25 protein-coding genes are annotated in these 24,954 nt (G+C 72.8%); 20 read left to right on the forward strand and 5 right to left on the reverse strand.

Annotated elements, in window-relative coordinates; genetic code table 11:
- Nucleotides 1-17 precede the first annotated feature (17 nt).
- Nucleotides 18-2,324 carry an immune inhibitor A domain-containing protein gene (locus ACFQQI_RS01000; protein WP_378556585.1) on the forward strand — a complete coding sequence of 769 codons (2,307 nt, stop codon included), beginning with the start codon at nucleotides 18-20 and terminating at the stop codon, nucleotides 2,322-2,324.
- 79 nt (nucleotides 2,325-2,403) lie between these two features.
- Here ACFQQI_RS01000 and ACFQQI_RS01005 read toward each other — a convergent pair whose 3' ends face one another.
- Nucleotides 2,404-3,846 (reverse strand): MFS transporter, encoded by a 1,443-nt coding sequence (locus ACFQQI_RS01005; protein ID WP_378556588.1) that lies wholly within the window; start codon nucleotides 3,844-3,846, stop codon nucleotides 2,404-2,406.
- Nucleotides 3,847-3,898: 52 nt separating this feature from the next.
- Between ACFQQI_RS01005 and rlmC the strand changes: the two genes are divergently transcribed.
- Nucleotides 3,899-5,035 carry a 23S rRNA (uracil(747)-C(5))-methyltransferase RlmC gene (gene rlmC / locus ACFQQI_RS01010; protein WP_378556591.1) on the forward strand — a complete coding sequence of 379 codons (1,137 nt, stop codon included), beginning with the start codon at nucleotides 3,899-3,901 and terminating at the stop codon, nucleotides 5,033-5,035.
- Complete coding sequence (locus ACFQQI_RS01015) at nucleotides 5,032-5,391, forward strand: TraR/DksA family transcriptional regulator (protein WP_378556594.1); 360 nt, start codon at nucleotides 5,032-5,034, stop codon at nucleotides 5,389-5,391. The genes rlmC and ACFQQI_RS01015 overlap by 4 nt, the downstream gene beginning before the upstream one ends.
- Here the strand turns inward: ACFQQI_RS01015 and ACFQQI_RS01020 are convergent.
- Together ACFQQI_RS01020 and ACFQQI_RS01025 are read right to left on the reverse strand one after the other, a co-directional pair.
- A complete protein-coding gene (locus tag ACFQQI_RS01020) occupies nucleotides 5,360-5,692 on the reverse strand; it encodes a TfoX/Sxy family protein (protein WP_378556597.1) in 333 nt (110 codons plus the stop codon). The two genes, ACFQQI_RS01015 and ACFQQI_RS01020, sit on opposite strands and share 32 nt — an antisense overlap.
- A 49-nt stretch (nucleotides 5,693-5,741) precedes the next feature.
- Entirely contained in the window at nucleotides 5,742-6,560 is an 819-nt protein-coding gene (locus ACFQQI_RS01025; RefSeq protein ID WP_378556600.1) for a sigma-70 family RNA polymerase sigma factor, read from the reverse strand.
- A 125-nt stretch (nucleotides 6,561-6,685) separates the two neighbouring features.
- On the opposite strand from ACFQQI_RS01025, the gene ACFQQI_RS01030 reads away from it, so the two are divergent.
- Together ACFQQI_RS01030 and ACFQQI_RS01035 are read left to right on the forward strand one after the other, a co-directional pair.
- Entirely contained in the window at nucleotides 6,686-6,829 is a 144-nt protein-coding gene (locus tag ACFQQI_RS01030) for a hypothetical protein (RefSeq protein WP_378556602.1), read from the forward strand.
- A 17-nt stretch (nucleotides 6,830-6,846) separates the two neighbouring features.
- Nucleotides 6,847-7,848, forward strand: coding sequence for an aldo/keto reductase (locus ACFQQI_RS01035; protein ID WP_378556605.1), 1,002 nt, complete (start codon nucleotides 6,847-6,849; stop codon nucleotides 7,846-7,848).
- Between the two features lie 4 nt (nucleotides 7,849-7,852).
- On the opposite strand, the gene ACFQQI_RS01040 is transcribed toward ACFQQI_RS01035, so the two are convergent.
- Nucleotides 7,853-8,011 (reverse strand): hypothetical protein, encoded by a 159-nt coding sequence (locus tag ACFQQI_RS01040; RefSeq protein WP_378556608.1) that lies wholly within the window; start codon nucleotides 8,009-8,011, stop codon nucleotides 7,853-7,855.
- Nucleotides 8,012-8,228: 217 nt separating this feature from the next.
- Between ACFQQI_RS01040 and ACFQQI_RS01045 the strand changes: the two genes are divergently transcribed.
- Genes ACFQQI_RS01045 through ACFQQI_RS01085 form a run of 9 tightly spaced genes read left to right on the forward strand, consistent with a single transcriptional unit; the run spans nucleotide 8,229 to nucleotide 16,651 of the window.
- The gene (locus ACFQQI_RS01045) at nucleotides 8,229-8,438 is read left to right on the forward strand and encodes a heavy-metal-associated domain-containing protein (RefSeq protein ID WP_378556611.1); all 210 of its coding nucleotides are present in this window, start codon (nucleotides 8,229-8,231) and stop codon (nucleotides 8,436-8,438) included.
- A gap of 25 nt (nucleotides 8,439-8,463) precedes the next feature.
- A complete protein-coding gene (locus ACFQQI_RS01050; protein ID WP_378556614.1) occupies nucleotides 8,464-11,637 on the forward strand; it encodes a heavy metal translocating P-type ATPase in 3,174 nt (1,057 codons plus the stop codon).
- A gap of 39 nt (nucleotides 11,638-11,676) precedes the next feature.
- Nucleotides 11,677-12,108, forward strand: a complete 432-nt coding sequence (locus tag ACFQQI_RS01055) for a hypothetical protein (RefSeq protein WP_378556617.1) — start codon at nucleotides 11,677-11,679, stop codon at nucleotides 12,106-12,108.
- Between the two features lie 54 nt (nucleotides 12,109-12,162).
- Nucleotides 12,163-12,711 carry an RNA polymerase sigma factor gene (locus tag ACFQQI_RS01060; RefSeq protein WP_378556620.1) on the forward strand — a complete coding sequence of 183 codons (549 nt, stop codon included), beginning with the start codon at nucleotides 12,163-12,165 and terminating at the stop codon, nucleotides 12,709-12,711.
- A complete protein-coding gene (locus tag ACFQQI_RS01065; RefSeq protein WP_378556623.1) occupies nucleotides 12,708-13,541 on the forward strand; it encodes a hypothetical protein in 834 nt (277 codons plus the stop codon). The genes ACFQQI_RS01060 and ACFQQI_RS01065 overlap by 4 nt, the downstream gene beginning before the upstream one ends.
- A complete protein-coding gene (locus tag ACFQQI_RS01070) occupies nucleotides 13,538-14,368 on the forward strand; it encodes an ABC transporter ATP-binding protein (RefSeq protein WP_378556625.1) in 831 nt (276 codons plus the stop codon). Before ACFQQI_RS01065 ends, ACFQQI_RS01070 begins: the two co-directional genes overlap by 4 nt.
- Nucleotides 14,368-14,850: a hypothetical protein gene (locus ACFQQI_RS01075; protein WP_378556627.1), complete on the forward strand. Its 483-nt coding sequence runs from the start codon at nucleotides 14,368-14,370 to the stop codon at nucleotides 14,848-14,850. Before ACFQQI_RS01070 ends, ACFQQI_RS01075 begins: the two co-directional genes overlap by 1 nt.
- Nucleotides 14,847-15,704 (forward strand): hypothetical protein, encoded by an 858-nt coding sequence (locus tag ACFQQI_RS01080; RefSeq protein ID WP_378556629.1) that lies wholly within the window; start codon nucleotides 14,847-14,849, stop codon nucleotides 15,702-15,704. The genes ACFQQI_RS01075 and ACFQQI_RS01080 overlap by 4 nt, the downstream gene beginning before the upstream one ends.
- The gene (locus ACFQQI_RS01085) at nucleotides 15,701-16,651 is read left to right on the forward strand and encodes a nucleoside hydrolase (RefSeq protein ID WP_378556631.1); all 951 of its coding nucleotides are present in this window, start codon (nucleotides 15,701-15,703) and stop codon (nucleotides 16,649-16,651) included. Before ACFQQI_RS01080 ends, ACFQQI_RS01085 begins: the two co-directional genes overlap by 4 nt.
- 61 nt (nucleotides 16,652-16,712) lie before the next feature.
- Here the strand turns inward: ACFQQI_RS01085 and ACFQQI_RS01090 are convergent, their stop codons facing one another.
- Nucleotides 16,713-17,342, reverse strand: a complete 630-nt coding sequence (locus tag ACFQQI_RS01090; protein WP_378556634.1) for a maleylpyruvate isomerase N-terminal domain-containing protein — start codon at nucleotides 17,340-17,342, stop codon at nucleotides 16,713-16,715.
- A 155-nt stretch (nucleotides 17,343-17,497) separates the two neighbouring features.
- On the opposite strand from ACFQQI_RS01090, the gene ACFQQI_RS01095 reads away from it, so the two are divergent.
- The 6 genes from ACFQQI_RS01095 to ACFQQI_RS01120 are packed head-to-tail and all read left to right on the forward strand — an operon-like array spanning nucleotide 17,498 to nucleotide 24,933.
- Complete coding sequence (locus ACFQQI_RS01095; protein WP_378556636.1) at nucleotides 17,498-18,487, forward strand: LacI family DNA-binding transcriptional regulator; 990 nt, start codon at nucleotides 17,498-17,500, stop codon at nucleotides 18,485-18,487.
- Nucleotides 18,484-19,761: a sugar ABC transporter substrate-binding protein gene (locus tag ACFQQI_RS01100; RefSeq protein ID WP_378556638.1), complete on the forward strand. Its 1,278-nt coding sequence runs from the start codon at nucleotides 18,484-18,486 to the stop codon at nucleotides 19,759-19,761. The genes ACFQQI_RS01095 and ACFQQI_RS01100 overlap by 4 nt, the downstream gene beginning before the upstream one ends.
- A gap of 2 nt (nucleotides 19,762-19,763) precedes the next feature.
- Nucleotides 19,764-20,681, forward strand: coding sequence for a carbohydrate ABC transporter permease (locus ACFQQI_RS01105; protein ID WP_378556640.1), 918 nt, complete (start codon nucleotides 19,764-19,766; stop codon nucleotides 20,679-20,681).
- A gap of 4 nt (nucleotides 20,682-20,685) precedes the next feature.
- Nucleotides 20,686-21,522 carry a carbohydrate ABC transporter permease gene (locus ACFQQI_RS01110; protein ID WP_378556642.1) on the forward strand — a complete coding sequence of 279 codons (837 nt, stop codon included), beginning with the start codon at nucleotides 20,686-20,688 and terminating at the stop codon, nucleotides 21,520-21,522.
- A 10-nt stretch (nucleotides 21,523-21,532) separates the two neighbouring features.
- Entirely contained in the window at nucleotides 21,533-23,092 is a 1,560-nt protein-coding gene (locus tag ACFQQI_RS01115; RefSeq protein ID WP_378556644.1) for a glucoamylase family protein, read from the forward strand.
- On the forward strand, nucleotides 23,089-24,933 hold the full coding sequence (locus tag ACFQQI_RS01120; protein WP_378556646.1) for a glycosyl hydrolase: 1,845 nt from the start codon (nucleotides 23,089-23,091) through the stop codon (nucleotides 24,931-24,933). Before ACFQQI_RS01115 ends, ACFQQI_RS01120 begins: the two co-directional genes overlap by 4 nt.
- The last annotated feature ends 21 nt before the right edge of the window (nucleotides 24,934-24,954 follow it).

The following is a 24,954-nucleotide window of genomic DNA, read 5'->3' on the forward strand; positions in this document are numbered from 1 at the left end:
CTCTCGGAGGAAATACGTTGAAGCGACGCATCTCGGGCGTCCTCGGTGCGGCCGCGAGCATTTCGCTCGCGGCCGTCGTCATGCCCGGACTGGCTGCGGCGACCCCGCAGGCCGTCTCGGTACCAGGAGCCCAGCAGATCAAGCAGGAGAAGAAGGACGACCGCCGCGACCCGCTCGAGGCGAAGCGGCGCGCGCTGAAGGAGAAGGCGGTCGAGCTCGTCGCCACCGGCAAGCGCGAGGTCCAGACCCGCGGCGGGTCGAAGGCGGTGAAGGTCGGCGGCGGCCAGTGGGTCGAGTACGGCACCCAGGAGACCGCCCAGCTGCTCACCTTCCTCGTCGACTTCGGCGACACCGTCGACTCGCGGTTCCCCACCGCCCCGGCCGGACCGGCCGCCGGTGAGATCGCGGAGCCGGGCGCCGACGACAACAGTACCTACTGGAAGCCCGACTTCGACCGTCAGCACTACCTCGACATGTTCTTCAACGGCATGCCGGAGCAGGACGGCGAATCGTTCAAGGACGTCTACAAGGAGATGTCCAGCGGTCGCTTCGACCTCCAGGGCGACGTCTCCGAGTGGGTCACCGTCCCCAACAACGAGGCCAGCTACGGCCAGACCGAGTCCAACGTCGACATGACGCGCTTCATCAACGACAGCGCGACGGCGTGGTACCAGCAGCAGGTGGCGGCCGGCAAGTCCGACGCCGACATCAAGGCCTACCTCCAGCAGTTCGACATCTGGGACCGCTTCGACCACGACGGCGACGGCGTGTTCGACGAGGCCGACGGCTACATCGACCACTTCCAGGCCGTCCACGCCGGCGAGGGCGAGGAGGCCGGCGCTCCCGAGTGGGCGATCTGGGCGCACCGCTGGTACGTCAACCCGAACCGGAGCCAGGGCCCCGAGGGCGCCAAGTTCGGCGGCGTCCAGATCGGCAACACCGGCTTGTGGATCCGCGACTACACCACGGAGCCCGAGAACGGCGGCCTGGGCGTGTTCGCCCACGAGTTCGCCCACGACCTCGGCCTGCCGGACTACTACGACACCAACGGTGGCGAGAACGGCACCGGCTTCCACACCCTGATGAGCTCCGGCTCCTGGATGAGCCACAAGGAGGCGGGTGCGATCGGCACGACGCCCAACCACATGGGCGCCACCGAGAAGCTCTTCCTCGGGTGGCTCGACTACGCCCAGGTGGCCGCGGGCCGGCGCGCCGAGGTCAAGATGGGCCCGGCGTACCACGCCACGAAGAACGCCCAGGCCGTGCTGGTCAACCTGCCCCCGGGACAGGAGAAGATCGACGTCGGCGGGGCAGCCTCCGGAGCGAAGTACTTCTACTCCGGTCAGGGCGACGAGCGCACCGCCACGGTGACCAGCCCGGGCTTCACCGTCCCCGCGGGCGGCCAGCTCACCGCCAAGGTCAACTACGAGATCGAGACGAACTGGGACTACGCCTACGCCGAGATCTCGACCGACGGCGGCGCCACGTTCAAGCCGGTGCACACCAACCTGTCGACGAGCGTCAACCCGAACAACCAGAACGACGGCGAGGGCATCACCGGCACCAGCAAGGGCGCATGGGTCGACCTGACGGCCGACCTGGCGTCGTACGCCGGCCAGACCGCGAAGGTGCGGTTCCGGATGTTCAACGACGCCGCCGAGCACGGCCTCGGGTTCAAGGTCGACGACATCGCGGTCGGCACCGCGCTGACGACGGGCGTCGAGGACGACGCGCCGGGTTGGACGCGCGACGAGTTCCTGGTGGTCACCGACGGCAGCTACTTCAAGCCGTACGAGCACTACTACCTCGCCGAGAACCGGCAGTACGCCGGCTACGACCGCACGCTGAAGGAGGGCCCGTACAACTTCGGCTGGACGGTCACGCAGCCCAACCGCGTGGAGCGCTTCCCGTACCAGAACGGCCTGATCGTCTGGTACGCGAACTCGCTCTACTCCGACAACAACACCAGCCAGCACCCCGGCGGTGGCGAGGCCCTTCCGGTCGACGCCCACCCCGAGGCGCTGACCTGGACCGACGGCACCGTCGCCCGGAACCGGATCCAGTCCTTCGACGCGGCGTTCAGCCTGGACCGGACCGACGCGATCAGCCTCCACCGTGAGGCCGCGACCCCCGGCGGCACCCAGCGCACCACGATCGTGGAGAAGGCCCAGCCGGCGGTGAAGGTGTTCGACGACACCGACCCGTACGCCTACTACGACGAGGCGAACCCGGCCGGCAGCGTCATCGTCGGCGGCACGGGCACGAAGATCCGCATCCTGTCGTCCGACGACAAGAAGGGGATCATGACGGTCCGTGTGAACTGACCGTCACCAGCGGTGCGCTGACCCGGCAGGACGACCCTGCCGGGTCAGCGCCATTTCGGGGCCGTTCTCCAGGGCCAGGTCAGGCGCGGGCGCGCTCGGCCTCGGCCTCCGCCTGCGGGCCGGGTACGACGTGCGTGTGGGCGCGCACGACGGGCACGAACGCGGCCACGACGGCCGCGGCCGTCGCGACCAGCGCGAGCACCAGGAAGCCGTGGGTGTAGCCGTCCTCGACCGGGACGCCGCTCGACTGGAGGGTGCCGGTGACGACGGTCGCGATGACGGCCGAGCCGATCGCGCCGCCGACGGTGCGGATGTTGGTGTTCATGCCGCTCGCGACACCGGTCTGCGACTGGGGGACGGCGTCGACGACGAGGTTCGACATCGCGGCGAACGCGAGGCCGAAGGCGAGGCCGGAGATGCTCGACTCGACGACGACCATCCAGACCTCGTCGTGGAAGAACGTCAGGCCGAACGTGCCCAGCGCGGTCAGCCCGGCACCCACGACGAGCAGCGCCTTGGAGCCGAAGCGACCCGCGAGCCGGCCGGCCGCGACGCCGCCGACGAAGCTCGCGACGGTCTGCGGCACGAGCAGCAGCCCGGACTCGCTGACCGTGGCGCCGAAGCCGTAGCCCGCGGCCTCCGGGGTCTGGAGGAACTGCGGGAGGAACGCGAACGTCGAGTACATCCCGAAGCCGAAGAGCAGCGCGACCAGGTTGACCGTCCACACGGTCGGGATCCGCATCATCTTCATGTCGACCAGCGGGTGGCTGCTGCGCGCCTCGGCGACCACCCAGGTCGGCAGCAGGATCGCTGCGGCCACGAACAGGCCGACCACCCGGCCGGAGCCCCAGCCCCAGTGGTGGCCCTGGCTGACCGCGACCAGCAGCGCGACCAGCCACGCCGAGAGCAGCAGCGCGGTGCCGACGTTGATCCGGCCGGGCGCGCGCTCCGGCGACTCCGGCACCCAGATCGCCGCGGCGACCGCGGCGGCGGTCGTCATGATGAGCGGGATCCAGAACAGCCAGTGGTAGCTGAGCGCGTCGACCAGCGGCCCGGCGATCACGAGCCCGACGCCGCCGCCGACGGCGAGCAGCGCGGCCGACGTACCGATCGCGCCCGCGACCTTCTCCCGCGGGAACTCGTCGCGGATGATCCCGAACGTCAGGGGCAGCACGCCGCCGCCGATGCCCTGGATCGCCCGGGCGACGATCAGCACGCCGATGGATCCAGCGACCGCGGCCAACAGCGAGCCGACGGCGAGCGCGCCGAGCGCGACCACGAGCATCCGCTCCTTGCCGACCTTGTCGCCGACCCGGCCGATGATCGGCGTGAAGACCGAGGCGGAGACGAGGTAGGCCGTCAGCACCCATGTCACTGTCGTCTGGTCCGTGTCGAGCGCCGCCTGGATGGTCGGCAGCACCGGGTTGACCATCGACTGGAGCAGCGAGAACGACGCGACGCCCACGCACAGGACCGCGAAGGTCACCCGATGGTCGGTGCGGCGGTCCAGGGGAGCGGTCACGTGCAGCGGCAACCCCGCCGTCCGGCATTTCATTCCGTAGCCTTGACCGGTCATGCCCACGGACGTCCACTGCCACCACTTCGACGCCGGCCGCTGCCGGTCGTGCAGCTGGCTCGGCCTGCCCTACGCCGTGCAGCTGCTCGACAAGCAGCGCCAGGTCGAGGACCTGCTCGGGATCCACGACGGCCTGGACTGGCGGGAGCCGGTCGCGAGCGCGCAGCTCGGCTTCCGCAACAAGGCGAAGATGGTCGTCAGCGGCACGGCCGACGACCCGGTGCTCGGCATCCTCAACCCGGCCGGCGGCGGGACCGACCTGCGCGACTGCCCGCTGCACACGGCGGGGATCCGCGCGGCGCTGCCGGTGCTCGCCGGCTTCGTGTCGACCGCACGCCTCACGCCGTACGACGTGCCGGCGCGCCGCGGCGAGCTCAAGCACCTCCTGGTGACGGAGTCGCCGGACGGGGAGCTGATGGTGCGGTTCGTGCTGCGCTCGCAGGAGCCGGTGGCGCGGATCATCAAGCACCTGCCGGCGCTGCGGGAGGCGCTGCCCGCCATGGTCGTCGCGTCGGTGAACCTCCAGCCCGAGCACAAGGCGATCCTCGAGGGCGACCGCGAGATCCTGCTGACCGAGCAGGAGACGCTGACGATGCGGGTGGCCGGCCTCGACCTGCACCTGCGGCCGCAGAGCTTCTTCCAGACCAACACGGCGATGGCCGCCGAGCTCTACGAGCGCGGGCGGGCGTGGATGACCGAGGCCGGGCCGCGCTCGGTGTGGGACCTCTACTGCGGCGTGGGCGGGTTCGCGCTCGCCGTCGCGGGCGCCGGCGTCGACGTGACCGGCATCGAGGTGAGTCGTGAGGCCGTGGCGAGCGCGCGGCTGAGCGCCGCGGACGCCGGTCTCGATCGGGTCCGCTTCGAGGCCGGCGACGCCACGGCGTACGCCGTCGGCGCGGCCACCCCGCCCGACCTCGTGGTCGTGAACCCGCCGCGCCGCGGCATCGGCGCCGACCTCAGCGCGTGGCTCGAGGGCTCGGGCGTGCGCCACGTCCTCTACTCGAGCTGCAACGCCCAGACGCTGGCGAAGGACCTCGCGGAGATGCCGTCGCTGCGGCCGGTGCGGGGGCAGGTGCTCGACATGTTCCCCAACACCGGGCACTACGAGGTGCTGACGCTGCTGGAGCGTTCGTGAGGGACGCGCGCGCACGGCTCGAGGAGGAGCGGACGCGGACGGTCGCGCGCCTGGCCGACCTGCGCGGCGACTACCGCGGGTTCGTCGAGGCGTCGAAGGACTCGAACGCCGACGACGAGCACGACCCCGAGGGGGCGACGATCGCGTTCGAGCGGTCCCAGGTCGGCGCGCTGGTGCGTCAGGCCGAGGACCAGCTCGGAGAGATCGAGGCCGCGCTGGCCCGGGTCGAGGAAGGAACGTACGGCGTGTGCGAAGCCTGCAGGGGACCGATTCCCGAGGGCAGGCTCGAGGCGCGGCCTACCGCCCGGACGTGCGTCGCCTGCGCTACTTCGGCGGGAGGCTCGCGGCGTGGTTGAGGCCGATCTCGGCCCACTGCTGCACGTCGTCGTACGTCGCGAGCCCCGGTGGCTCGACCCGGAGCCACCCGTTCATCGCCCGGTTGCGCATCACGAACTCGTCCGTGTGCGGCCGGCCGAGCAGCTCCTCCGTGCGCTCGGGCGGCACCCGTAGCAGCAGCCCGCCCTCGCGGCTCGCGGCGACGGCCATGTTGCCGTTGACCAGGAAGGCCAGCCCGCCGAACATGCGGGTCTCGGACATGCCCGGCAGGCCTGCGCTGATCTCGCGCAGCTGGGCGGCGAGGTCCTCGTCGTACGCCATGGCCCGATTCTGGACCGCGCCGCGACGCTCGGGTAGGGGTGCGGGGCCGTCAGACGGCGAGGGCCAGCTGCGGGCGGGTGGCGCGGCCGCGGTCGGCCACCGCCTGCACGTAGGCCATCCGCCGGCGCGCGGCGACGCCCTCGGGGCGCTCGAGCGGGGTGACCAGGTGGGGCTCGAGGGCGTGGGCGAGCGCGTCGCGGAGCAGCACGAGCGCCTCGGCGCGCAGCTGGGAGACCCGCGACTCGGTGACGCCGAGCTCGGCGGCGATCTCGGCCATCGGGCGCTCCTCGAGGAAGTAGCCGCGGACGACCGCGCGGAGGCGGACGGGCAGCTCCTCGATGGCGGCGACGAGGTAGCGCCGCTGCTCGCCGGCCTCGACCTGCTCGGACGGGCTGGTCGACGGGCACGCGAGCGTGTCGAGCACGGCAGCGTCGGCCTCGAGGGAGGCGACCGACGCGCGGGCGACGGCGGCGTCGGAGCGGGTCTCGGCGGCGGCGTCCAGGCCGAGGGCGGCGGCCACGGCCGCGTTCGACGCCGACTCGCCCGTCGCGGCGGACTGGCGGGCGCGCTCCTCCTCGATCTCGCGACCACGGCGGCGCACCGAGCGGGACGCCCAGTCGACCGACCGGAGCTCGTCGACGAGCGCGCCGCGGACGCGGACGGAGGCGTACGAGGCGAAGGGGACGCCCCGCTCGGGGTCCCACGCCTGGGCGGCCCGGACCAGGGCGACGTTGCCGGCGGACTGCAGGTCGGAGCGGTCGACGTACGACGGGATGCGCCGCGAGACCTCGCGGACGATGTGCTGGACGAGAGGGAGGTGGTCGACGACCAGCTGCTCGATGTCGACGGGGGCCTGGGGGGCGGTCATGGTCTCCATTGCCTAGATGACGAGTGCCCCCGGCGGTCGTGACGCGGTTCTGCGCCGATCCTCGGAAGTCTTTTTCGGGGCTCTCCGGGAGGTATCTGACCGGGCGGCGACCGCTCCTCGACGACATGCAGCGACACACCGACGCACGCCGCGCCTGGAGCTCGCTCAGCCCGGCGGAGAAGCAGGTGCGGCTCGCCCGGCTGCGACGCGCTCAGCAGGCCCAGCTCGCCCGGGATGCGCGCATCCTGCGCGTCGTGCGCGCCGGCTGACCTGCCAGACTCGCTGCATGGAGCAGCGCACCCTGATCGCGTCCGGACGAGGCACGAGCCGAGAGGCCTCGGTGGTCGGACTCGGCACCTGGCAGCTCGGCGCCGACTGGGGCTCGGTCTCGGAGAGCGACGCGCTCGCGGTCCTCGAGGCCTCGGTCGAGGCCGGGGTGACGTTCTTCGACACCGCCGACGTGTACGGCGACGGGCGCAGCGAGCAGGTGATCGGCCGCTTCCTGCGCACCCACGACGGCATCACCGTCGCCACCAAGATGGGGCGCCGGGTCGAGCAGCTGCCCGAGAACTACACCCTTGAGAGCTTCCGCGCCTGGACCGACCGCTCCCGGCGCAACCTCGCCGTCGACACCCTCGACCTCGTCCAGCTGCACTGCCCGCCGACCGCGACCATCGACGCGGACGCGACGTACGACGCCCTCGACACGCTGGTCGACGAGGGCGCCATCGCGGCGTACGGCGTGAGCGTGGAGACCTGCGACCAGGCACTCTCGGCGATCGCGCGGCCGCTCGTGGCGTCGGTCCAGATCATCCTCAACGCGTTCCGGCTCAAGCCGCTCGACGAAGTGCTGCCCGCGGCCGAGCGGGCGGGCGTCGGCATCATCGCGCGGGTGCCGCTCGCGTCCGGCCTGCTGTCGGGGAAGTACGACGAGTCGACGACGTTCGCCGCCGACGACCACCGCACCTACAACCGGCGCGGCGAGGCGTTCGACGTGGGGGAGACGTTCTCGGGCGTCGACTTCGAGACGGGCGTGCGGGCCGCTCGCGAGTTCTCCACCCTCGTCGACGAGGTCGGGCCGACCGGGCTGAGCCCGGCGGAGGTCGCGCTCGCGTGGGTCTGGCAGCTGCCGGGCGTCACCACGGTCATCCCGGGCGCCCGCAACGCCGTCCAGGCGCGCGCCAACGCCGCGGCCGGAGACGCCGATCCGCTGCCCCCCGCCCTGCTGGACGGAGTGCAGCGGATCTACGACGAGCACTTCCGGGCCGCGGTCCACGGCCGCTGGTAGCCGCTCACGCGAGCTGCTTGCGGAGCCGGGCGGCCCGCTGGAACCGGCGCTGCCGGCGGCGTCGGTCGCTGCGGCGCGAGCGCACCTGGCCGTACTCGTCGACGTCCAGCCCGGCGAGCATGAGGGCGGAGGTCGGGTCGGTGGCGAACATCGAGCTGGTCATCCTGATCACTCCTCGGTGGGGCTGCGGTGTCGATGACCCGACAGTGCGCGCCTGAGGCACCCCGACACATCGGGAGTGCTCCCTAGGTCGCACCTGAGGTGCTACCTCAGACGGCTCACCCCTGCCCTAAATCACCCTTGCGTATACCCCAAGGGGGTATGTATGGTTCGACAACCAGATACCCCATAGGGGTAATATCCCAAGGGAGATGATGCAGATGAGCGCCACCCGCACCTACCGTGTCAACGGCATGACCTGCGGCCACTGCGTCAGTGCGGTGACCAGCGAGCTGGGCTCGCTGGACACGGTCACCGACGTGCAGGTCGACCTGGCGACGGGGGACGTCACCGTGCAGTCCGGTCGTCCGCTGACGGAGCCCGAGGTCGCCGCGGCGATCGACGAGGCCGGCTACGAGCTGGCTTCCTGAGAAGGCCGAGGAGGAGAAGACCACCATGTCCACCGACCTGTTCGCCCGGCCGCCGGCGCTGATCGAGTCGACCCTCGACATCGAGGGCATGACGTGCGCCTCCTGCGTCAACCGCGTGCAGAAGGCGCTGTCGCGGGTCGAGGGGGTCGAGGCGGCCTCCGTGAACCTCGCGACCGAGACCGCGGCCGTGACCTACGATCCCGGGACCGTCGACCGCGCGGCGCTGACGGCCGCGGTCGAGAAGGCCGGGTACGTCGGCACGTTGCGCGAGCCGGCTCGCCCCGAGCAGCCGGCCGCCGCGGCCGAGCCCGACCCGATCGCCGCGCTCGACGCCCGCCGCGACGCGGAGATCGCGACCCTGCGGCGGCGCTGGCAGGTCGCCCTGGCCACCGGCCTGGCGCTGATGGGCGTCATGTACCTGCCGCTCTACATCGACACCATGGACTGGCTGATGCCGCTCCTGCTCGTGGTCGCGACCACCGTGCAGTTCTGGGCCGGCCGCGACATCTACCGCCAGGCGTGGGTCAACCTGCGCCACCGCACGACCAGCATGGACACGCTGGTCGCGCTCGGCACCGGCGTCGCCTGGGGCTACAGCGCCTTCGTCACGCTCTGGCCCGGGCCGTCCGAGCGCTGGGGGCTGCCGCTGCACCTCTACTTCGAGAGCGCGCTGATCGTCGTCGCGCTGATCCTGATGGGCCGCTGGCTCGAGCTGAAGGCGAAGAAGCGCACGGCGTCGTCGCTGCGCGCGCTCGGAGAGCTGGCGCCGACGACCGCCCGCGTCGTCCGTGGTGACGCCGAGGTCGACGTACCCCTCGCCGACGTGGTCGTCGGCGACCTGGTCCGGGTGCGCCCCGGCGAGAAGCTGCCGGTCGACGGCGTCGTCGTCGAGGGGCGCTCGTCCGTCGACGAGTCGATGCTCACCGGCGAGAGCGAGCCGGTCACCAAGCAGGTCGACGACCCGGTCATCGGCGCGACCGTCAACACCACCGGCACGCTCGTCGTCCGGGCCACCGCCGTCGGCGCCGACAGCACGCTCGCCCAGATCGTGCGGCTCGTCGAGGACGCCCAGGCGTCGGCTCCGCCGATGCAGCGGCTGGCCGACCGGGTCACCGCGTGGTTCGTGCCCGCGGTGCTCGTGGTCGCGCTGGCGACGTTCCTGGGCTGGCTGGCGTTCGGTCCGGAGGGCGAGCGGCTGGTGCTCGCGATCGGTACGACGGTCGCGGTGCTGATCATCGCCTGCCCGTGCGCCCTCGGGCTGGCCACGCCGACCGCCGTCATGGTCGGCACCGGCCGGGCCGCCGAGATGGGGATCCTGATCGGCGACGGCGCGGCCCTCGAGACCGCGCGGCGGCTGACCGCCGTCGTGCTCGACAAGACCGGCACGATCACCCGCGGCCGCCCGGACGTCCGCCGCGTCGAGCCGGCCGCCGGCTGGGACGCCGACGCGCTGGTCGCACTGGTGGCCGCCGCCGAGGTCGGCAGCGAGCACCCCGTCGGCGAGGCCGTCGTGCGGGCCGCCCGTGAGCGCGGCCTCGAGGTAGCGGTCGCGACCGGCTTCGACTCGGTCCCCGGCCACGGCGTGGTCGCGACGGTCGCGGACCGCACCGTGGTCGCCGGCAACGCCGCCCACCTCGCCGAGCACGGCGTCACGGCGTCCGGGAGCGGGATCCTGGTCGCGGTCGACGGTGCCTACGCCGGCCGCATCGAGGTCGCCGACACGGTCAAGCCCACCTCCGCTGCCGCCGTGCGCGAGCTCGAGGCGCTCGGCCTCGAGGTCTGGATGGTGACCGGCGACGACGAGGCCACCGCCCGCGCGGTGGCGGCCGAGGTCGGGATCGACCACGTCCTCGCCGGCGTACGGCCCGCCGACAAGGCCGAGCGCGTCGCCGCGCTCCAGGCCGCAGGGCAGGTCGTCGCGATGGTCGGCGACGGCGTCAACGACGCCCCCGCGCTCGCGACCGCCGACCTCGGCATCGCGATCGGCACCGGCACCGGCGTGGCCGTCGCGGCGTCCGACGTGACGCTCGTCGGCGGCGACCTCCACGGCGTGGTCTCGGCGATCGAGCTGTCCCGCCGCACGGTGACGACCATCAAGCAGGGCCTCGTGTGGGCGTTCGCCTACAACGTGCTGCTGATCCCGGTCGCCGCCGGCGCCCTCTACTGGTGGGACGGGCTGCTGCTCGACCCGGTGCTCGCCGGCGCGGCCATGGCGATGAGCTCGGTCAGCGTCGTCACCAACGCCCTGCGGCTGCGGAAGCCTCCCAAGAATCCAATAGGCCGGGGCCGGATCGCCGACTGGGCCTACCTCGCCGGCATCGCGGTGCTCGCGGTCGCGATCGGCGTCGGGTTCACGTGGCTGAGCCGCACCGACCAGGCCGAGCGCGGCATGAACGGCGTGCTCGCCTGGCAGGAGGGCATGGGCATGCCGATGCGCCCGCAGATGAGCGTGATGGAGGAGACCGACACGCCGCCGATGAGCGCGCACGACGCCGGCCTGGAGCTCGAGTACGCCGTGCCGGCCGACGCCACGCCCGGCGAGCCGACCACGGTCAGGATCACCGTGCGGGACGCCGAGACGGGCGATCCGGCCGGCGACCTGGTCCAGACCCACCAGGCGTGGATGCACCTGATCCTCACCCGGGCCGACCTCGGCACCTTCGCGCACCTGCACCCCGAGCCGACCGGCTCCGACGGGGTCTTCGAGGTCGAGGCGACCTTCCCGACCGCCGGGGAGTTCGCGCTGCACGCCGAGATCCGCAGGCAGGGCCAGATGGCCGACGTGCTCGACCGGCACGAGGTCGCGATCGCGGGCCTGCCGCCCGCCGCCGTACCCGTGCCCGAGGACGACGTCCGGTCGGCCACCGTCGACGGCGTCACGGTCGAGCTCGAGGGCGACGCCCACGTGGGCGAGACCAGCGACTTCACGCTGCGCACTCCGGACGACCTGCAGCCCTACCTGGGCGCGGCCGGCCACGTCGTGGTGCTGCGGGCCGACGGCAGCGACTTCCAGCACCGGCACGCGGAGACCTTCGACGACCGGGGTCGGCCCGTGATGGCGCTGCCGGGGACGACGTTCGGGCCGGAGCTCGACCTGCACGTCCGGTTCGACGACCCGGGTGCCTACCGGCTGTGGCTCCAGCTCCGGCTGGCCGACGGGTCGGTCGTGACCGCGCCGTTCGTCGTGCACGCACACTGAGCTCGTCCGCCCCTCAGCCTCCATATAGGCTGAGGGGCGATGAGCGACGTGGACTACTGCGAGCTGTGTGACCTTCCGAAGAGCACGTGCATCCACGGCAACCCGCCTGCGCCGCCACCGGCCAGGGCCGCGGCCGCCCCGCGTGCGACACCCGTGCGGCGGCGTACGACGACCTCGGCATCGGGGTCGGCGGCCGCGCCGCCGCGGGTGGTGAACCACCGCTGGACCCCGCCGGACGCGTTCCGCGCGGTGATCCTCGAGGTGCTCGAGGACCACGGTGGCGAGATGGAGCAGGACGACCTCTTCGACGCCCTCGAGGCGGTGATGGGTGAGCGGCTGAAGCCGGCCGACCAGGAGAAGACGCCCGAGGGCGAGCTCCGGTGGCGGTACGCCGCCCGCCGCGCCCGCCAGGCGATGGTCGCCGAGGGGTCGATGACCAAGGGCCGCCCGGGGGTCTGGGCCCTGGCCTGAGCGCAATTCTGCGCAGTCGTGAACCGATCGTGCCCCTCGGTGGCACAGTGAAGCGTGACCGACGACCAGGGGCTCGACGACGGGCCCACCGACCGCGCGCTGCTCGCCGACATCGGCCGCGGCGACCGCGGGGCGCTGCACGTGCTGTTCACGCGCCACCAGCCGTGGCTGGCCGCGCGGGTGCGGCAGCGCTGCGCCGACCCCGCCATCGTGGCGGAGGTCGTGAACGACACGTTCCTCGTCGTCTGGGAGAAGTCGGGCAGGTACAAGGGCGACGGTGAGGTCGCCGCGTGGCTGTGGGGGATCGCGATCCGCACCCTCCTGCACCGGATGCGGCCGCGGAAGTCGGTGCTCGAGAGGCTGGGCCAGCTCCGCCACGAGCACGCGCCGTCCGCCGAGGAGGCCGTGCTGCTCGCGGTCGAGCACACCGACGTGGGCAAGGCGCTCCAGCGCCTGTCGCCCGAGCTGGTCGCGGTCGTCCAGGCCACGGTCCTGGACGGCCTGTCCACCCGTGAGGCCGCGGCCCTGCTGGGCATCCCGAGCGGCACCGTGAAGAGCCGGATGAGCCGGGCCCGCACCGAGTTGAGAGAGGCGCTGCTGTGAGCACCCCCCATGCCGCGTGGCACGCGGACGACCAGGACCTCGCGACGTACGTCGCCGGCGGCACGCCGCCCGTGCTCGCCGCCTCGCTCGAGAGCCACCTGCTCGGCTGCGGCCGGTGCCGGTCGCGGCTCGCCGCCCTCTCGAACCCGGCCGAGCAGGAGCTCGCCTGGAACCGGCTGGCCGACGCCGTCGACCGGCCCTCACGGAGCCCGTGGATCGTGCGCTCGGCCGTCGCGACGCCGCTGATGGTCCAGGCCGCGCTGATCGCGACGCTGGTGGTCGGCCTCGTGCCGCTGGTGGCCGCATCGGCCTTCGGCGAGTCCGGGCTGATCACGCTGCTGGTGCTGGCGCCGCTCGCCCCGGTGGCCGCGGTCGCGCTCGCCTACCGCGACGCGTCGGACCCGAGCGGCGAGATCGCCCTGGCCGCGCCGACGGCGGGCCTGCGGACGGTCGCGCTGCGGGCGCTGCTCGTCTCGGCGGTCGCCCTGCCCCTGGCCTTCGGGGTGCTCCTCGCCGTCGACCGCCTGATCGACGACGTGCCCGTGGCCCTCGCGTTCGCGTGGTGCCTCCCGGGACTGGCGCTCTCGGCGCTGGTGCTCCTGGCCGGCACGACGCGCATCGATCCGGCCCAGGTGGCCGTTGCCGCCAGCGCCGGCTGGGCGCTGCTCGTCGGCACCGTCGTCATCGCGCACCGCACGCTGCGGCCGGACGTGTTCGTCGACGCGATCGCCGCGCCCGGCGTCCAGGTCGGCGCCCTGGCGGTCGCGGTCGCGGCCGTCGTCCTCACCGTCGTACGTCGCGACGCCGTCGCCTACCGGAGGATCGCATGATCGACGCAGCTGACCTCACCAAGACGTTCGGCGGCACGCGCGCCGTCGACGGGGTGACGTTCTCCGCGGACCGCGGCGTGGTCGGGCTGCTCGGGCCCAACGGCGCCGGGAAGACCACACTGCTCCGGATGGCGGCGACCGTCCTCGCCCCCGACGCCGGCGGGCTGAGGCTGCTCGGCCTCGACCCCGGGCGCGCCGACGAGCGGGTGGAGATCCGGCGGCGTCTCGGCTACCTGCCGCAGAACCCCGGCCTCTACGCGGGCTTCACGGCCTTCGACATGGTCGACTACGTCGCCGTCCTCAAGGAGCACACCGACCGTGCCCGGCGCCGCGACGAGGTGCGCCGCGTGCTCGAGTCCGTCGACCTCCAGGACGTGATGCACAAGAAGATCCGCGCCCTCTCCGGCGGTATGAAGCAGCGCGTCGCCCTCGCCTGCGCGGTGGTCGGCAGCCCGGACCTCCTGGTGCTCGACGAGCCGGCCAACGGCCTCGACCCCGACCAGCGGCTCGGCCTGCGCTCCCTGCTGTCGGCCGCACCGACCGTGCTGATGTCGACGCACAACATCTCCGAGGTCTCCGCGCTGTGCCAGCAGGTCTACGTCATGTTCTCCGGCCGGATCCGCTTCAGTGGCAGCCCGGTCGACCTGGCCGGACTCGCGCACGGCCGGGTCTGGGAGGACGACCGGCAGGACCCGGAGGCCATCCGCAGCTGGCTGACCTCCACCGGCAGCTACCGCCACCTCGGCGACCCGCCGAACGGCGCGCAGGTCGTCGACCCGACGCTCGACGACGGCTACCTGCTGCTCGCCCGGAAGGAGCACGCGTGATGTCCGCCTGGCTCTGGCCCACGATCCGCTCGATCAGCTGGGTGCCCCTGGCCGGCGTCACGGCCTGCCTCGCGGCGCTCGCCGCGCTGGCCGAGTACGCCGGGGCGTGGCCGGCCAGCATGACCGGCCTCGCCGCGGCCGCGGTCGCCGGCGCGATCGTCGCCGGCATGCGCGACCCCGCGGCGGCGCTTCTCTCGGCGGTCCCGACGTCGGTCGCGGTACGCCGAGCGCGCCGGATCGCCCTGCTCGTGCCCGCCGGCCTCGGGGTCTGGCTGGCCCTGGTCGGCGGCTCGCTGCTCGGGCTGCTCGCGCTCACCGCGGCGGGCCTGGCCGTGTCGGTGTGGGCGAGCGTGCCGCTCGGTGTCGCCGTGCCCCTGCTCTGGGTGATCGTCGCCCGGGCGGTCGAGCACGACTGGGACCTCCGGCCGGAGCTCGTGACGGTGGCCGCCGGCGCCGCTCTCTGGATGGGACGGGACCGATGAACGCCGCGACGTACGAGCTCGCCCGCCTGGAGGCGCGCCGCGCCGTACGGCACCCGGCGCCGTGGCTGGGCCTGGCGCTGTCGCTGGTGATGGGCTGGAGCACCTGGGACGAGACCTGGTCCGGCCAGCGCTACACGGGCCTCGTCGCGTCCGTCACGCCGTTGCTGCTCGGGATCTCGCTGGCCAGCGTCGCGGCGTTCGGCCGGGAGCTGGTGCCGGTCGCCGAGGCGGCGCCCGTGGGTCGGCCGGACCGGTCGGCCGCGCGGCTGCTCGCCGGCCTGCCGCTCGTCGGGCTCGCGCTCGCGCTGGTCGCCGCGGTCGCCGTCTGGCTGCGGTCGATCGGCGGGGTGCCCCTGGGCGACGAGCCGGGCCGCACCATCCACGCCCATCACACGCTGCCCGAGCTGCTCCAGCTGGTGCTGCTGGCGTGCGTCGCAGTGGCGCTCGGCGCGGCGGCAGTGCACCTGCTGCGCCAGCGGCTCGCGGCCTCCATCGTGCTGGCGGTCGTGTGGTTCCTGGCCGGCGCGACGTACTGGATCTTCAACGGTCCGGTGCTGCGCTGGCTGGCGATCGTGCAGGTGCAGCCGGCGTACGTCGACATCGGCCCGCCGCAGACCGACCCGGCGACGTTCCCCAGCAGCTGGCTGCTCACGGGGCCGGGGGTGTACCAGGACCACTGGGCGCGCGTCGTGGTGTCGCCGGCGATGGCGATGTGGCACAACGTCTACCTGGTCGGCCTGGTGCTGCTGGCCGTCGGCGTCGCGGCGCCCGGCCGGGCTCGCTGGCCACTGCTCGTGAGCGGCGCCGTCGTCGCCGTGGCGGGCGTCGCGCTCCAGCAGGTGGTCGCGCCGTGAGGGCGCTGGTCGCCGCGGTCGTCGCGGCGCTGGCGCTGAGCGGCTGCACCGCGGCGTACGACGGAGACGGCGAGTTCGGGTCGGCCGGCGCCCTCGCACAGGGTCTGGCGCCTGACGCGGAGGCGACACCGATCGTGGTCGACACGGACCTCGCCGGCGACGACCTGGTTGCGTTGGCCTACCTGTTGCGTCGCGCCGACGTGCGGGTCGAGGCGGTGACGATAGCCGGGACGGGGCTGGTCGGCTGCGATCCGGGGGCCGACCTGGTCGCCGACCTCGTGCACGCGCTGGGCGAGGGGTCGGTGCCGGTGGCGTGTGGTCGCGAGGACGCCGTACGCCCGTGGCCGCCCGCGTGGGTCGCCACCGCTGAGGCTGCGCCGGGCCTGCCGCGCCTGGACACCACCTTCCTGCCGGTCTCCGAGCCGGCGCCGCTGCTGATCGCCAAGCTGGCGACGACCCACGACGACCTGCGCGTCGTCGCGCTGGGGCCGCTGACCAACCTCGGCGACCTCGCGACCGAGCGGCCGGACGACTATCGGCTCCTCGACGGCATCCACGCGATGGCCGGGGCCGTGGACGTCCCGGCGATCGACGGGGTCGCGGAGTGGAACGCAGCGGCCGACCCGGCGTCGTTCGCCACGGTGCTCGACGGACCGGTCCCGGTCACGGTGGTGCCGGACGATCCGATCCCCGCCGGCACGCCCGAGGAGCTGGTCGTCGGCGTCGTCGGAGCGATCGCGACCGCCGCCGGCGACGTCCCGAAGCGGTGGGACCTCGCCACCGCCGCGGCCTTCGTCGAGCCGACTCTGGCCGACACCCGGCGGGGCACCTGGACGGTCGACGACACCGGCCGCCTCACCCGCACCGGTCCCGGCCGCACCACCGTCGTCACCGCCCTCGACGAGGCCGGCCTGAACGCGTCGTACGAGAGCGCCTTCTCGGGATAGTCCGTCACGGAATGGTAGCCCTGGGGGCCTTCCTGCGACCAGAACGTGCCGGACTATCGCGCTACGGCACCACGGAGGCGCCGTCGGGGAGGGGCTGGCGGCCGGTGAGGGCGAGGATGACGTCGACGCCGTGGCCCTGGCGGAGGGCGCTGGCGCTGGCGAGCGCGAGGGTGTCGGCGAGGGCCTCGGTGGGCGGGGTGAACTCCAGTCCGGTGGCGCGGGCGATGTCGAGGCAGTGGACGGTGAGCTCGAAGGTGCGGGTCGGCAGGTAGTCGCTCACCCGCATCCCGCCGCCGGCCGTCTCGACGACGACGTCCTCGCCCTCGAGCAGGTCCAATGCGAGCTCCGCCTCGTCGCGCGAGGCGCGCAGGGCGGCGATCGGGTCCTCGCCGAGCAGCACGCCGGCCTCGACCCCGCGCCGGTGGATGGCGTCGCGCGTGGTGCCGTGGGCGAGGCGGCTGACCACCACGAAGTAGTCGGCCGCGTCCTCGGCGTCGATGCGCTCCGCCCGGGTCGACAGGTACGCCGCGACGGTCACCAGCGAGCGGCCGGTGTGCCCGATCAGCGCACGCAGGTCCCAGTTGCCCAGCCCCGGCCCGGCGTACCGATCGAGCGGCACCTCGGCGGCGAGGTCGAGGAACGCGGTCGACGCCTCGGCGTACGTCGCACGGGCTGTCTCGAGCGCAGTCATCCGCCCATTGTGGCGGTGGTGGCGGGCCTCCGAAAAAGGTGGTCCGAAAGCGGTGTGACCCGGGCCACAACGGGGTAGAGACCGATGTAACCGGTTTCACGAACCGGTTACATCGAAGCAGGGCAGCGACGCACCCATCTCGGGAGGTGAGGTCGATGCGGGCCACGATCCGCGATGTCGCACGGGAGGCCGGTGTCTCCATCGCGACCGTCTCGCGGGTCATGCGCGACTCCAACGGCGTCCGGCCAGAGACCCGCGCGCGGGTGCAGGCGGCCGCCGACCAGCTGGAGTTCGTGCCCAGCCACCTCGGCCGTCAGCTCGCGGAGCGCCGGCACGCCGCCAACGGCATCGTCTTCCCGGACCTGTCCGGGCCGTACTACGCCGAGGTCGTGCTCGGCTACGAGTCGGTCGCGGCCGAGCTCGACCGCTCGGTCCTGATCCTCTCGACGCGAGGCCGCGACGACGCCGAGGCCGCTGTCCTGGCCATGGCCGAGCGCTGCGACGGCCTGGTGATCCTCGGGCGCACCGTCTCCGACCGCGCCGTCGAGCGGCTCGCCACCCGCGGGGCCAACATCGTCCTGATCGCTCGCCCGCCCGTCGGCGGCGTCGACTCCGTCAACGCGCGCAACCGCAGCACCGCCCGCGCGCTCACCGAACACCTCCTGGACCTCGGCGCACGCCGCCTCGTCTTCGTCGGGGATCCCTCGACCTCCCCCGACGTGGCCGAGCGACTGCGCGGGGTCCGGGAGGGCCTCACCCCCGGGGCCGGGGCGTCCGTGGTGATCCACCACGTCGACCACCTCGACGAGCAGTCCGGCGCCCACATCGTCGGCGACTACCTCACCCGGGCCATGCCGGACGCGTTCGTCTGCGCCAACGACGAGCTCGCGCTCGGCATGCTCGGCCGGCTGCGCGCCGCCGGCGTCGACATCCCCGGCCGGGTCAAGGTGACCGGCTGGGACGACGTGATGGCCGCGCAGTACGCCGGCCTCACCACCGTGCGGCAGCCGATGCGCGACCTCGGCGCCACCGCGGCCCGGCTCCTCGACGAGCTGATCACGGGCGTCCGCGCCCACCCACGTCACGAGGTGCTCCCCACCGAGCTCGTGATCCGCGGCACCACCCTCCGAAAGGAAGATCAATGAAGCGCACCCACGCCATGCTGGCCGGGCTCGCCGTCGCGAGCCTCGTGCTCACCGCCTGCGGCCGGGACGACGACTCCGGCGCCGGAGGCGAGGCGCAGAGCACCGCCATCGCCGAGGGCGAGGCCACGGGCACGATCGAGGTCTGGGCGATGGGCACCGAGGGCGAGGAGCTCGGCGACTTCGTCGCGGACTTCGAGGACGCCAACCCCGACGCCGACGTCAAGGTCACGGCCGTCCCCTGGGAGGCCGCGCACGACAAGATCGCCAACGCGATCGCGGGCGGCGACACCCCCGACGTCAGCCTCATCGGCACGACCTGGATGGGCGAGTTCGCCGCGGCGGACGGGCTGATGCCGACGCCGGACGGCCTCGTCGAGGAGGCCGACTTCTTCCCCGGCCCCTGGCAGTCGACCGAGGTCGGCGGCACGTCGTACGGCGTCCCCTGGTACGTCGAGACGCGCGTCCTCTACTACCTCACCGACCTCGCCGCGAAGGCCGGCTGGGACCAGCCGCCGAAGAGCTGGGACGAGCTGCACCAGTTCGCCGCCGACCTCCAGGAGGCCGGCGCGGCCCACGGCATCTACCTGCAGCCGGGGCAGGCCGGCTCGTGGCAGACCTACCTGCCGTTCGCGTGGAGCAGCGGCGCGGCCCTGACCAACGAGGAGGGCACGCAGTACACGCTCGACTCGCCCGAGATGGCGGAGGCGCTGGACTTCTACACGCAGTTCTACGAGGACGGCCTCTCGGTGACGCGAGCCCTCGACCCGGGCGAGATCGAGTCGACCTTCGCCGACGGCGCACTCGGCTCGTTCATCTCCGGCCCCTGGCACACCGGGCTCGTCGAGGATGCCGGCCTCGAGGAGGAGCAGTACGCCGTCGCGCCGATGCCCGGCCGCGACGGCGGCATGGGCACGTCGTTCGTCGGCGGCGGCAACCTCGCCGTCTTCAAGGACGCCCAGAACCCCGAGGCCGCCTGGAAGCTCGTCCAGTGGCTCAGCGACCCCGAGGTGCAGCAGGACTGGTACGACGAGATCGGCGACCTCCCGGCCGTGCACGAGGCGTGGGAGACCGGCGACCTCGCCGACGACCCGCAGCTGGCGGTGTTCGGCGAGCAGCTCGGCGACGCGCAGTCGCCGCCGTCCGTCCCGACCTGGGAGCAGGTCGCCGCCGCGATCGACTCCGTGGTCGAGCAGGCCGCTCGCGGGAAACTGTCCGGCACCGACGCCGTCGAGCAGATGCAGTCGGAGGCGCAGTCGATCGGCACCGGGCTCTGACGATGCTCAGGGCAGCGCCCGAGGCCACGGCGCGAGCCGTGGATCCCAGCCGGCGGTCGCAGGCCGTCGCGGGCTGGATCCTGTCCGCGCCGTTCGTCGTGGTGTTCCTGGTGTTCACGGCGGGGCCGGTGCTCGCCAGCCTCGGCATGAGCTTCACCGACATGCGCAGCACCGACGTGCGGTCGCCGTTCTCCGTGGAGTTCACCGGGCTGTCCAACTACACCGACCTCGTGCAGGACCCGCTCTTCCGCAAGGTCACCCTCAACACGCTGCTCTACCTGGTGCTCGGCGTGCCGCTCACCATGGCGGTCGCGATGCTGGCGGCCGTCGGGCTGAACAGCGTCGCCCGGCTGCGCGGCTTCTTCCGCGTCGCGTTCTACCTGCCGGTCGTCACCAGCATCGTGGCCGTGTCGGTGGTGTGGAAGTACATCTACCGCGACGAGGGCGGCCTGCTGAACACCGCGCTCGGCTGGGTCGGCATCGACGGGCCGGGCTGGCTGGACTCGACGACGACGGCGCTGCCGTCGCTGGTCGTGATGGCCGTGTGGCGCAACTTCGGCACGCTGATGGTGATCTTCCTGGCCGGCCTGCAGACCGTCCCGCAGGAGCAGCTCGAGGCCGCCGAGGTCGACGGCGCCGGCGCGTGGCGGCGCCTCCGCCACATCACGCTCCCGACGATGCGGCCGGTGCTGCTCTTCGGTGCGGTGATCACGGGCATCGGGTACCTCCAGTTCTTCGAGGAGGCCTTCGTGATGACCAAGGGCGGGCCGCTGGACTCCACGCGGTCGGTCACCTTCTTCACGTTCGACCAGTTCAGCTACGGCAACTACGGGTACGCCGCGGCCGCGAGCTACCTGCTGTTCCTCGCGATCGTGGTGCTGACGCTCGTCCAGTTCCGGCTGCTCCGGGAGAGGGACTGACCCCATGAGAGACACCGCCGACGTCCAGGTCCGCACGCCGCGCTGGCTGTACGCCGTCCTCGCCGCCGGGCTGCTGCTCGTCGTGCTGCCCTTCGTCTGGATGCTCACGTCGTCCTTCAAGCCCGAGGCCGAGGTCCGCGCGGTCCCACCGACGTGGTGGCCGCAGACCGTCACGACGGAGAACTACGAGATGCTCTTCACCCGGCTCGACTTCCCGACGTACTTCGTGAACTCCGCGATCGTCGCGCTCGTCGTCACGGCCGGGAACGTCGTCTTCTGCTCGATGCTCGGCTACGCGCTCGCCAAGCTCGAGTTCCCGGGCAAGCGGGTGCTGTTCCTGGTCGTGCTCGGCACGCTGATGGTGCCGGGCGTCGTGACGTTCGTGCCGCTCTTCGTGCTCACGACCAACCTCGGCCTGACCAACACGCTGCCGGGGATGATCCTGCCGTTCCTGGCCGGTCCGTTCGGCGTCTTCCTGATGCGGCAGTACGTCCTCAGCCTGCCCGACGAGCTCATCCACGCCGCGCGCGTCGACGGCGCCGGCGAGCTCACGATCTTCGCGCGGGTCGTGATGCCGCTGTGCGGTCCCGCGCTCGCGACGCTCGCCGTGCTGACCTTCCTCACGTCGTGGAACAACTTCCTCTGGCCGCTCGTGGTGGCCACCTCGGAGGAGAAGTACACGCTGCCGGTCGCGCTCGCGCTCTACGCCGTCGGCCAGAACGCCACGAAGTACGGCCTCCTGCTCGCCGGGTCGGTCGTCGTCGTCCTGCCCGTGCTCGTCGTCTTCCTGCTGCTGCAGCGCTACATCGTGCAGGGCATCGCCATGACCGGAATCAAGTAAGGAGCTGATCATGCGCAACTCGGTGCGCATCCTCGTCCTCGCGCTCGGCCTCTCGGCCTGGCTGAGCGTGCCCACGCCCGGGCAGGGCGTCCCGGCCGACCTGGAGACGGAGCGGCGCGGCGCCGTGCTCGAGCGGTACGCCGCGGACACGTGGCGATCGGTGCGCGCGATGGTCGTGCGCCGCACCGGACTGCCCGCCGACAACGTCGGCGCCAGCCTGGCCGGCTCGACGCGCGCGGCGTACACCTCGCCCACCAACATCGGCTCCTACCTGTGGTCGACCGTTGCCGCCCGGGACATCGGCTTCATCACGCACGGGGAGGCGCACCGGCGGATGGCGCGCACCCTCGACACGGTGGCCGGTCTCGATCGGCACGAGCCGTCGGGCATGTTCTACAACTGGTACGCCCCGACGACCGGCGAGAAGCTGCGCACCTTCCCCGACAGCGGCGACCCGATCAAGCCGTTCCTCTCCAGCGTCGACAACGGCTGGCTCGCGACCGCGCTGCTGCTCGTCTCGCGCGCCGACCCGTCCCTGGCGCAGCGCGCCGACGCGATCCGGGACGGCATGGACTTCGGCTGCTACTACAACGCGACCGAAGGCAACGGGGGGCCGGTGGCAGGCGGCCAGATCCGCGGGGGCTTCTGGGACGAGAACCCCCAGGATCCGGCCGCCGTCACCGGCGACTACTGCGGCATGGGCGCCGACGTCTGGTACACCGGCCACCACTACGGCGCGTTCAACACCGAGCCGCGGATCGCGTCGTACCTCGGCATCGCCGCCGGCCAGATCCCGCGCAAGCACTACTACGGCACGTTCCGCACCTTCCCCGACAGCTGCGACTGGTCGTGGACCGAGACCAGGCCGGTCGGGGAGTGGCGGACGTACGCCGTGGACGGCGAGGACATCGAGGTGTTCGAGGGCGCGCTGCCCTACCGCGGCAGCCACGTCGTGCCGACCTGGGGCGGCAGCATGTTCGAGGCGCTGATGGTGCCGCTCTTCGTGCCCGAGGAGACCTGGGGCCCGCGGTCGTGGGGCCGCAACCACTCCGTCTACGTGCAGGGCCAGATCGAGCACGGGCTCGACGAGGCGGCCTACGGCTACTGGGGATTCTCGCCCTCCAACAACCCCGCCGGCGGCTACCGCGAGTACGGCGTCGACCAGCTCGGACTCGACGGCCCCGGCTACACGACAGACCAGGAGAGCACCACCGTGGACCAGCCGTACGAGGGCTGCCGCGAGGGCTCGCCCCCGCCCACGACGTACGGCGACGGCGTGGTGACGCCGCACGCGTCGTTCCTCGCGCTGCGCTACGCGCCGCAGGCGGCGCTGGCCAACCTCGCGCGGATCGCCCGCGACTTCGACGCCTACGGCAGGGGCGGCTTCTACGACGCGGTCGCGGTGCGCAGCGGGCAGGTGTCCGAGCGTTACCTGTCGCTCGACCAGGGCATGGTGATGGCGGCGCTCGGCAACGCGCTGGCCGACGACGACATGAGGCGCTACGTCGCCCGGGGCGCGATGGAGCAGACGCTGCGCCCGCTGATGGAGCAGGAGGTCTTCACACGATGACGGACGCTCGGAGCGACTGGGAGTCCCGCATCGGCCTGCGGAGCGGCGTCGCCTTCGCGGGCAACGCGCCGCCGCTCCCGCCGCCCGACGGCCTGTACGCCGTCGCGGGCGGGTCGCAGGTGACGCTCGACTGGAAGCCGGTCGACGGGGCCGTCGGCTACCAGGTGCACGTCGCCGAGAGCCCACGCGGCCCCTGGCAGGAGCTCGACCACGCCGGCCGCGACGTGCTGGCCGTGCCGCACCCGCCGTACGTCGACACGACGGGCCGGCCGGGGACGGAGCGGTGGTACGCCCTGTCGTCGCTCTCCGACGTGGACGTCGAGGGCCCGCTGTCGGCTCCGGTGTCGGCGGTGCCGCTGGAGGACGCGGGGCCGGTGACCATCTCGGTCGACGCCGCCTCCGACCTCGGGGAGCTCGACCGCCCGTGGCGGCCGATGATCGGCTCCGAGCACCTCTCCCACGCGCTGTCGACCGACACCACCGGCGGCCGGGTGGTCGGTGAGGAGCTCTCGGCGGCGTTGCGGGCCGCCCACGAGGAGCTCGGCGTCACCCACGTCCGCGCGCACGCGATCCTCTGCGACGACCTCGGCGTCTACCGCGAGGAGGACGGCGTCCCCGTCCACGACTTCTCGGGCGTGGACCGGGTCTACGACCACATCCGGTCGCTCGGCCTGCACCCCGTCGTCGAGGTGTCGTTCATGCCGCGCGACCTGGCGAGCGACCCGACGAAGACGGTCTTCGACTACGGCGCGATCGTCTCGCCGCCCAAGGACTGGGAGCGCTGGCACTACCTGGTGCGCGACCTGACAGCGCACCTGCTGGAGCGCTACGGCGACGAGGTCGTCGAGCACTGGTCGTTCGAGGTCTGGAACGAGGCCAACCTCGAGGTCTTCTGGTCGGGCACGCCGGAGGAGTACCTCAAGCTGTACGACGTCACCGTCGCCGCGATCCGCTCCGTCGACGAGCGACTCGTGGTCGGCGGGCCGTCGTCGGCCGCGGCCGGTTGGGTCGAGGAGCTGCTGGCCCACGCCGAGGAGGCGGACGTGCCGGTCGACTTCGTGTCCACCCACACCTACGGCTCACCACCGCTGGACTTCCGGCCGACGCTCGCGCGCTACGGCCGGCAGGGCACGCCGATCTGGTGGACGGAGTGGGGCGTGACGCCGACCCACTTCAACGAGGTCAGCGATGCGGTCTTCGCCGGCACCTTCCTGCTGCGTGGGATGGCGTCGGCGATGGGCCGCATCGCGGCTCTCTCCTACTGGGTGGTGTCCGACCACTTCGAGGAGCTCGGCCGGCCTCCGGCCTTGCTGCACGGGGGTTTCGGGCTCCGCACGGTGGGCGAGCTGCGCAAGCCGCGGTGGTGGGCGCTGGCGATGCTGGAGCGGCTCGGGTCGCGACGGCTCCTGGTGTCGCCGACGGGCGACGGCGGCGGCTCGCTCGTCGAGGCCCTGGCCGCGACGTCCGCGAGCGAGACGACGGTGCTGCTCTGGAACCTCACCCTCGACCAGACCAAGGCCGCCGGGTGCGAGGCGCTCCGCCGCCTGGTGACCGTCGAGGTGACGGGGCTCGCGCCGGGTACGACGTACGCGCTGCGCCACGAGCGCGTCGACCAGCACCGCTCCAACGTCGCGGCGGCGTGGGACCGGCTCCGGTCGGACGGCCAGGACTGGCCCGACGAGGAGCAGTGGGCGCAGCTGCGCGCGGCCGACCGGCTGGAGGAGGTCGAGCCGGAGCGCACCGTGACCGCCTCCGACGACGGGGTGCTGCGGATCGACGTGGACCTGCCGATGCCCGCAATGAGCCTGCTCTCGCTCACGGAGACCACTAACCTCAGGTGACCGTCCGCCTGAGATGTGAGG

Origin of the sequence: Nocardioides sp. GCM10030259, from assembly GCF_042666375.1 — a bacterium.
Classification (GTDB): Bacteria; Actinomycetota; Actinomycetes; order Propionibacteriales; family Nocardioidaceae; genus Nocardioides.

Bases quoted from the DNA above. Each gene is read 5' to 3' on its own strand.
- rlmC (WP_378556591.1), top strand. From the start codon at position 3,899: ATGCCCACGGACGTCCACTGCCACCACTTCGACGCCGGCCGCTGCCGG.
- ACFQQI_RS01020 (WP_378556597.1), bottom strand. From the start codon at position 5,692: ATGGCGTACGACGAGGACCTCGCCGCCCAGCTGCGCGAGATCAGCGCA.
- ACFQQI_RS01025 (WP_378556600.1), bottom strand. From the start codon at position 6,560: ATGACCGCCCCCCAGGCCCCCGTCGACATCGAGCAGCTGGTCGTCGAC.
- ACFQQI_RS01030 (WP_378556602.1), top strand. From the start codon at position 6,686: ATGCAGCGACACACCGACGCACGCCGCGCCTGGAGCTCGCTCAGCCCG.
- ACFQQI_RS01035 (WP_378556605.1), top strand. From the start codon at position 6,847: ATGGAGCAGCGCACCCTGATCGCGTCCGGACGAGGCACGAGCCGAGAG.
- ACFQQI_RS01040 (WP_378556608.1), bottom strand. From the start codon at position 8,011: ATGACCAGCTCGATGTTCGCCACCGACCCGACCTCCGCCCTCATGCTC.
- ACFQQI_RS01045 (WP_378556611.1), top strand. From the start codon at position 8,229: ATGAGCGCCACCCGCACCTACCGTGTCAACGGCATGACCTGCGGCCAC.
- ACFQQI_RS01050 (WP_378556614.1), top strand. From the start codon at position 8,464: ATGTCCACCGACCTGTTCGCCCGGCCGCCGGCGCTGATCGAGTCGACC.
- ACFQQI_RS01055 (WP_378556617.1), top strand. From the start codon at position 11,677: ATGAGCGACGTGGACTACTGCGAGCTGTGTGACCTTCCGAAGAGCACG.
- ACFQQI_RS01070 (WP_378556625.1), top strand. From the start codon at position 13,538: ATGATCGACGCAGCTGACCTCACCAAGACGTTCGGCGGCACGCGCGCC.
- ACFQQI_RS01075 (WP_378556627.1), top strand. From the start codon at position 14,368: ATGTCCGCCTGGCTCTGGCCCACGATCCGCTCGATCAGCTGGGTGCCC.
- ACFQQI_RS01080 (WP_378556629.1), top strand. From the start codon at position 14,847: ATGAACGCCGCGACGTACGAGCTCGCCCGCCTGGAGGCGCGCCGCGCC.
- ACFQQI_RS01090 (WP_378556634.1), bottom strand. From the start codon at position 17,342: ATGACTGCGCTCGAGACAGCCCGTGCGACGTACGCCGAGGCGTCGACC.
- ACFQQI_RS01095 (WP_378556636.1), top strand. From the start codon at position 17,498: ATGCGGGCCACGATCCGCGATGTCGCACGGGAGGCCGGTGTCTCCATC.
- ACFQQI_RS01100 (WP_378556638.1), top strand. From the start codon at position 18,484: ATGAAGCGCACCCACGCCATGCTGGCCGGGCTCGCCGTCGCGAGCCTC.
- ACFQQI_RS01105 (WP_378556640.1), top strand. From the start codon at position 19,764: ATGCTCAGGGCAGCGCCCGAGGCCACGGCGCGAGCCGTGGATCCCAGC.
- ACFQQI_RS01110 (WP_378556642.1), top strand. From the start codon at position 20,686: ATGAGAGACACCGCCGACGTCCAGGTCCGCACGCCGCGCTGGCTGTAC.
- ACFQQI_RS01115 (WP_378556644.1), top strand. From the start codon at position 21,533: ATGCGCAACTCGGTGCGCATCCTCGTCCTCGCGCTCGGCCTCTCGGCC.
- ACFQQI_RS01120 (WP_378556646.1), top strand. From the start codon at position 23,089: ATGACGGACGCTCGGAGCGACTGGGAGTCCCGCATCGGCCTGCGGAGC.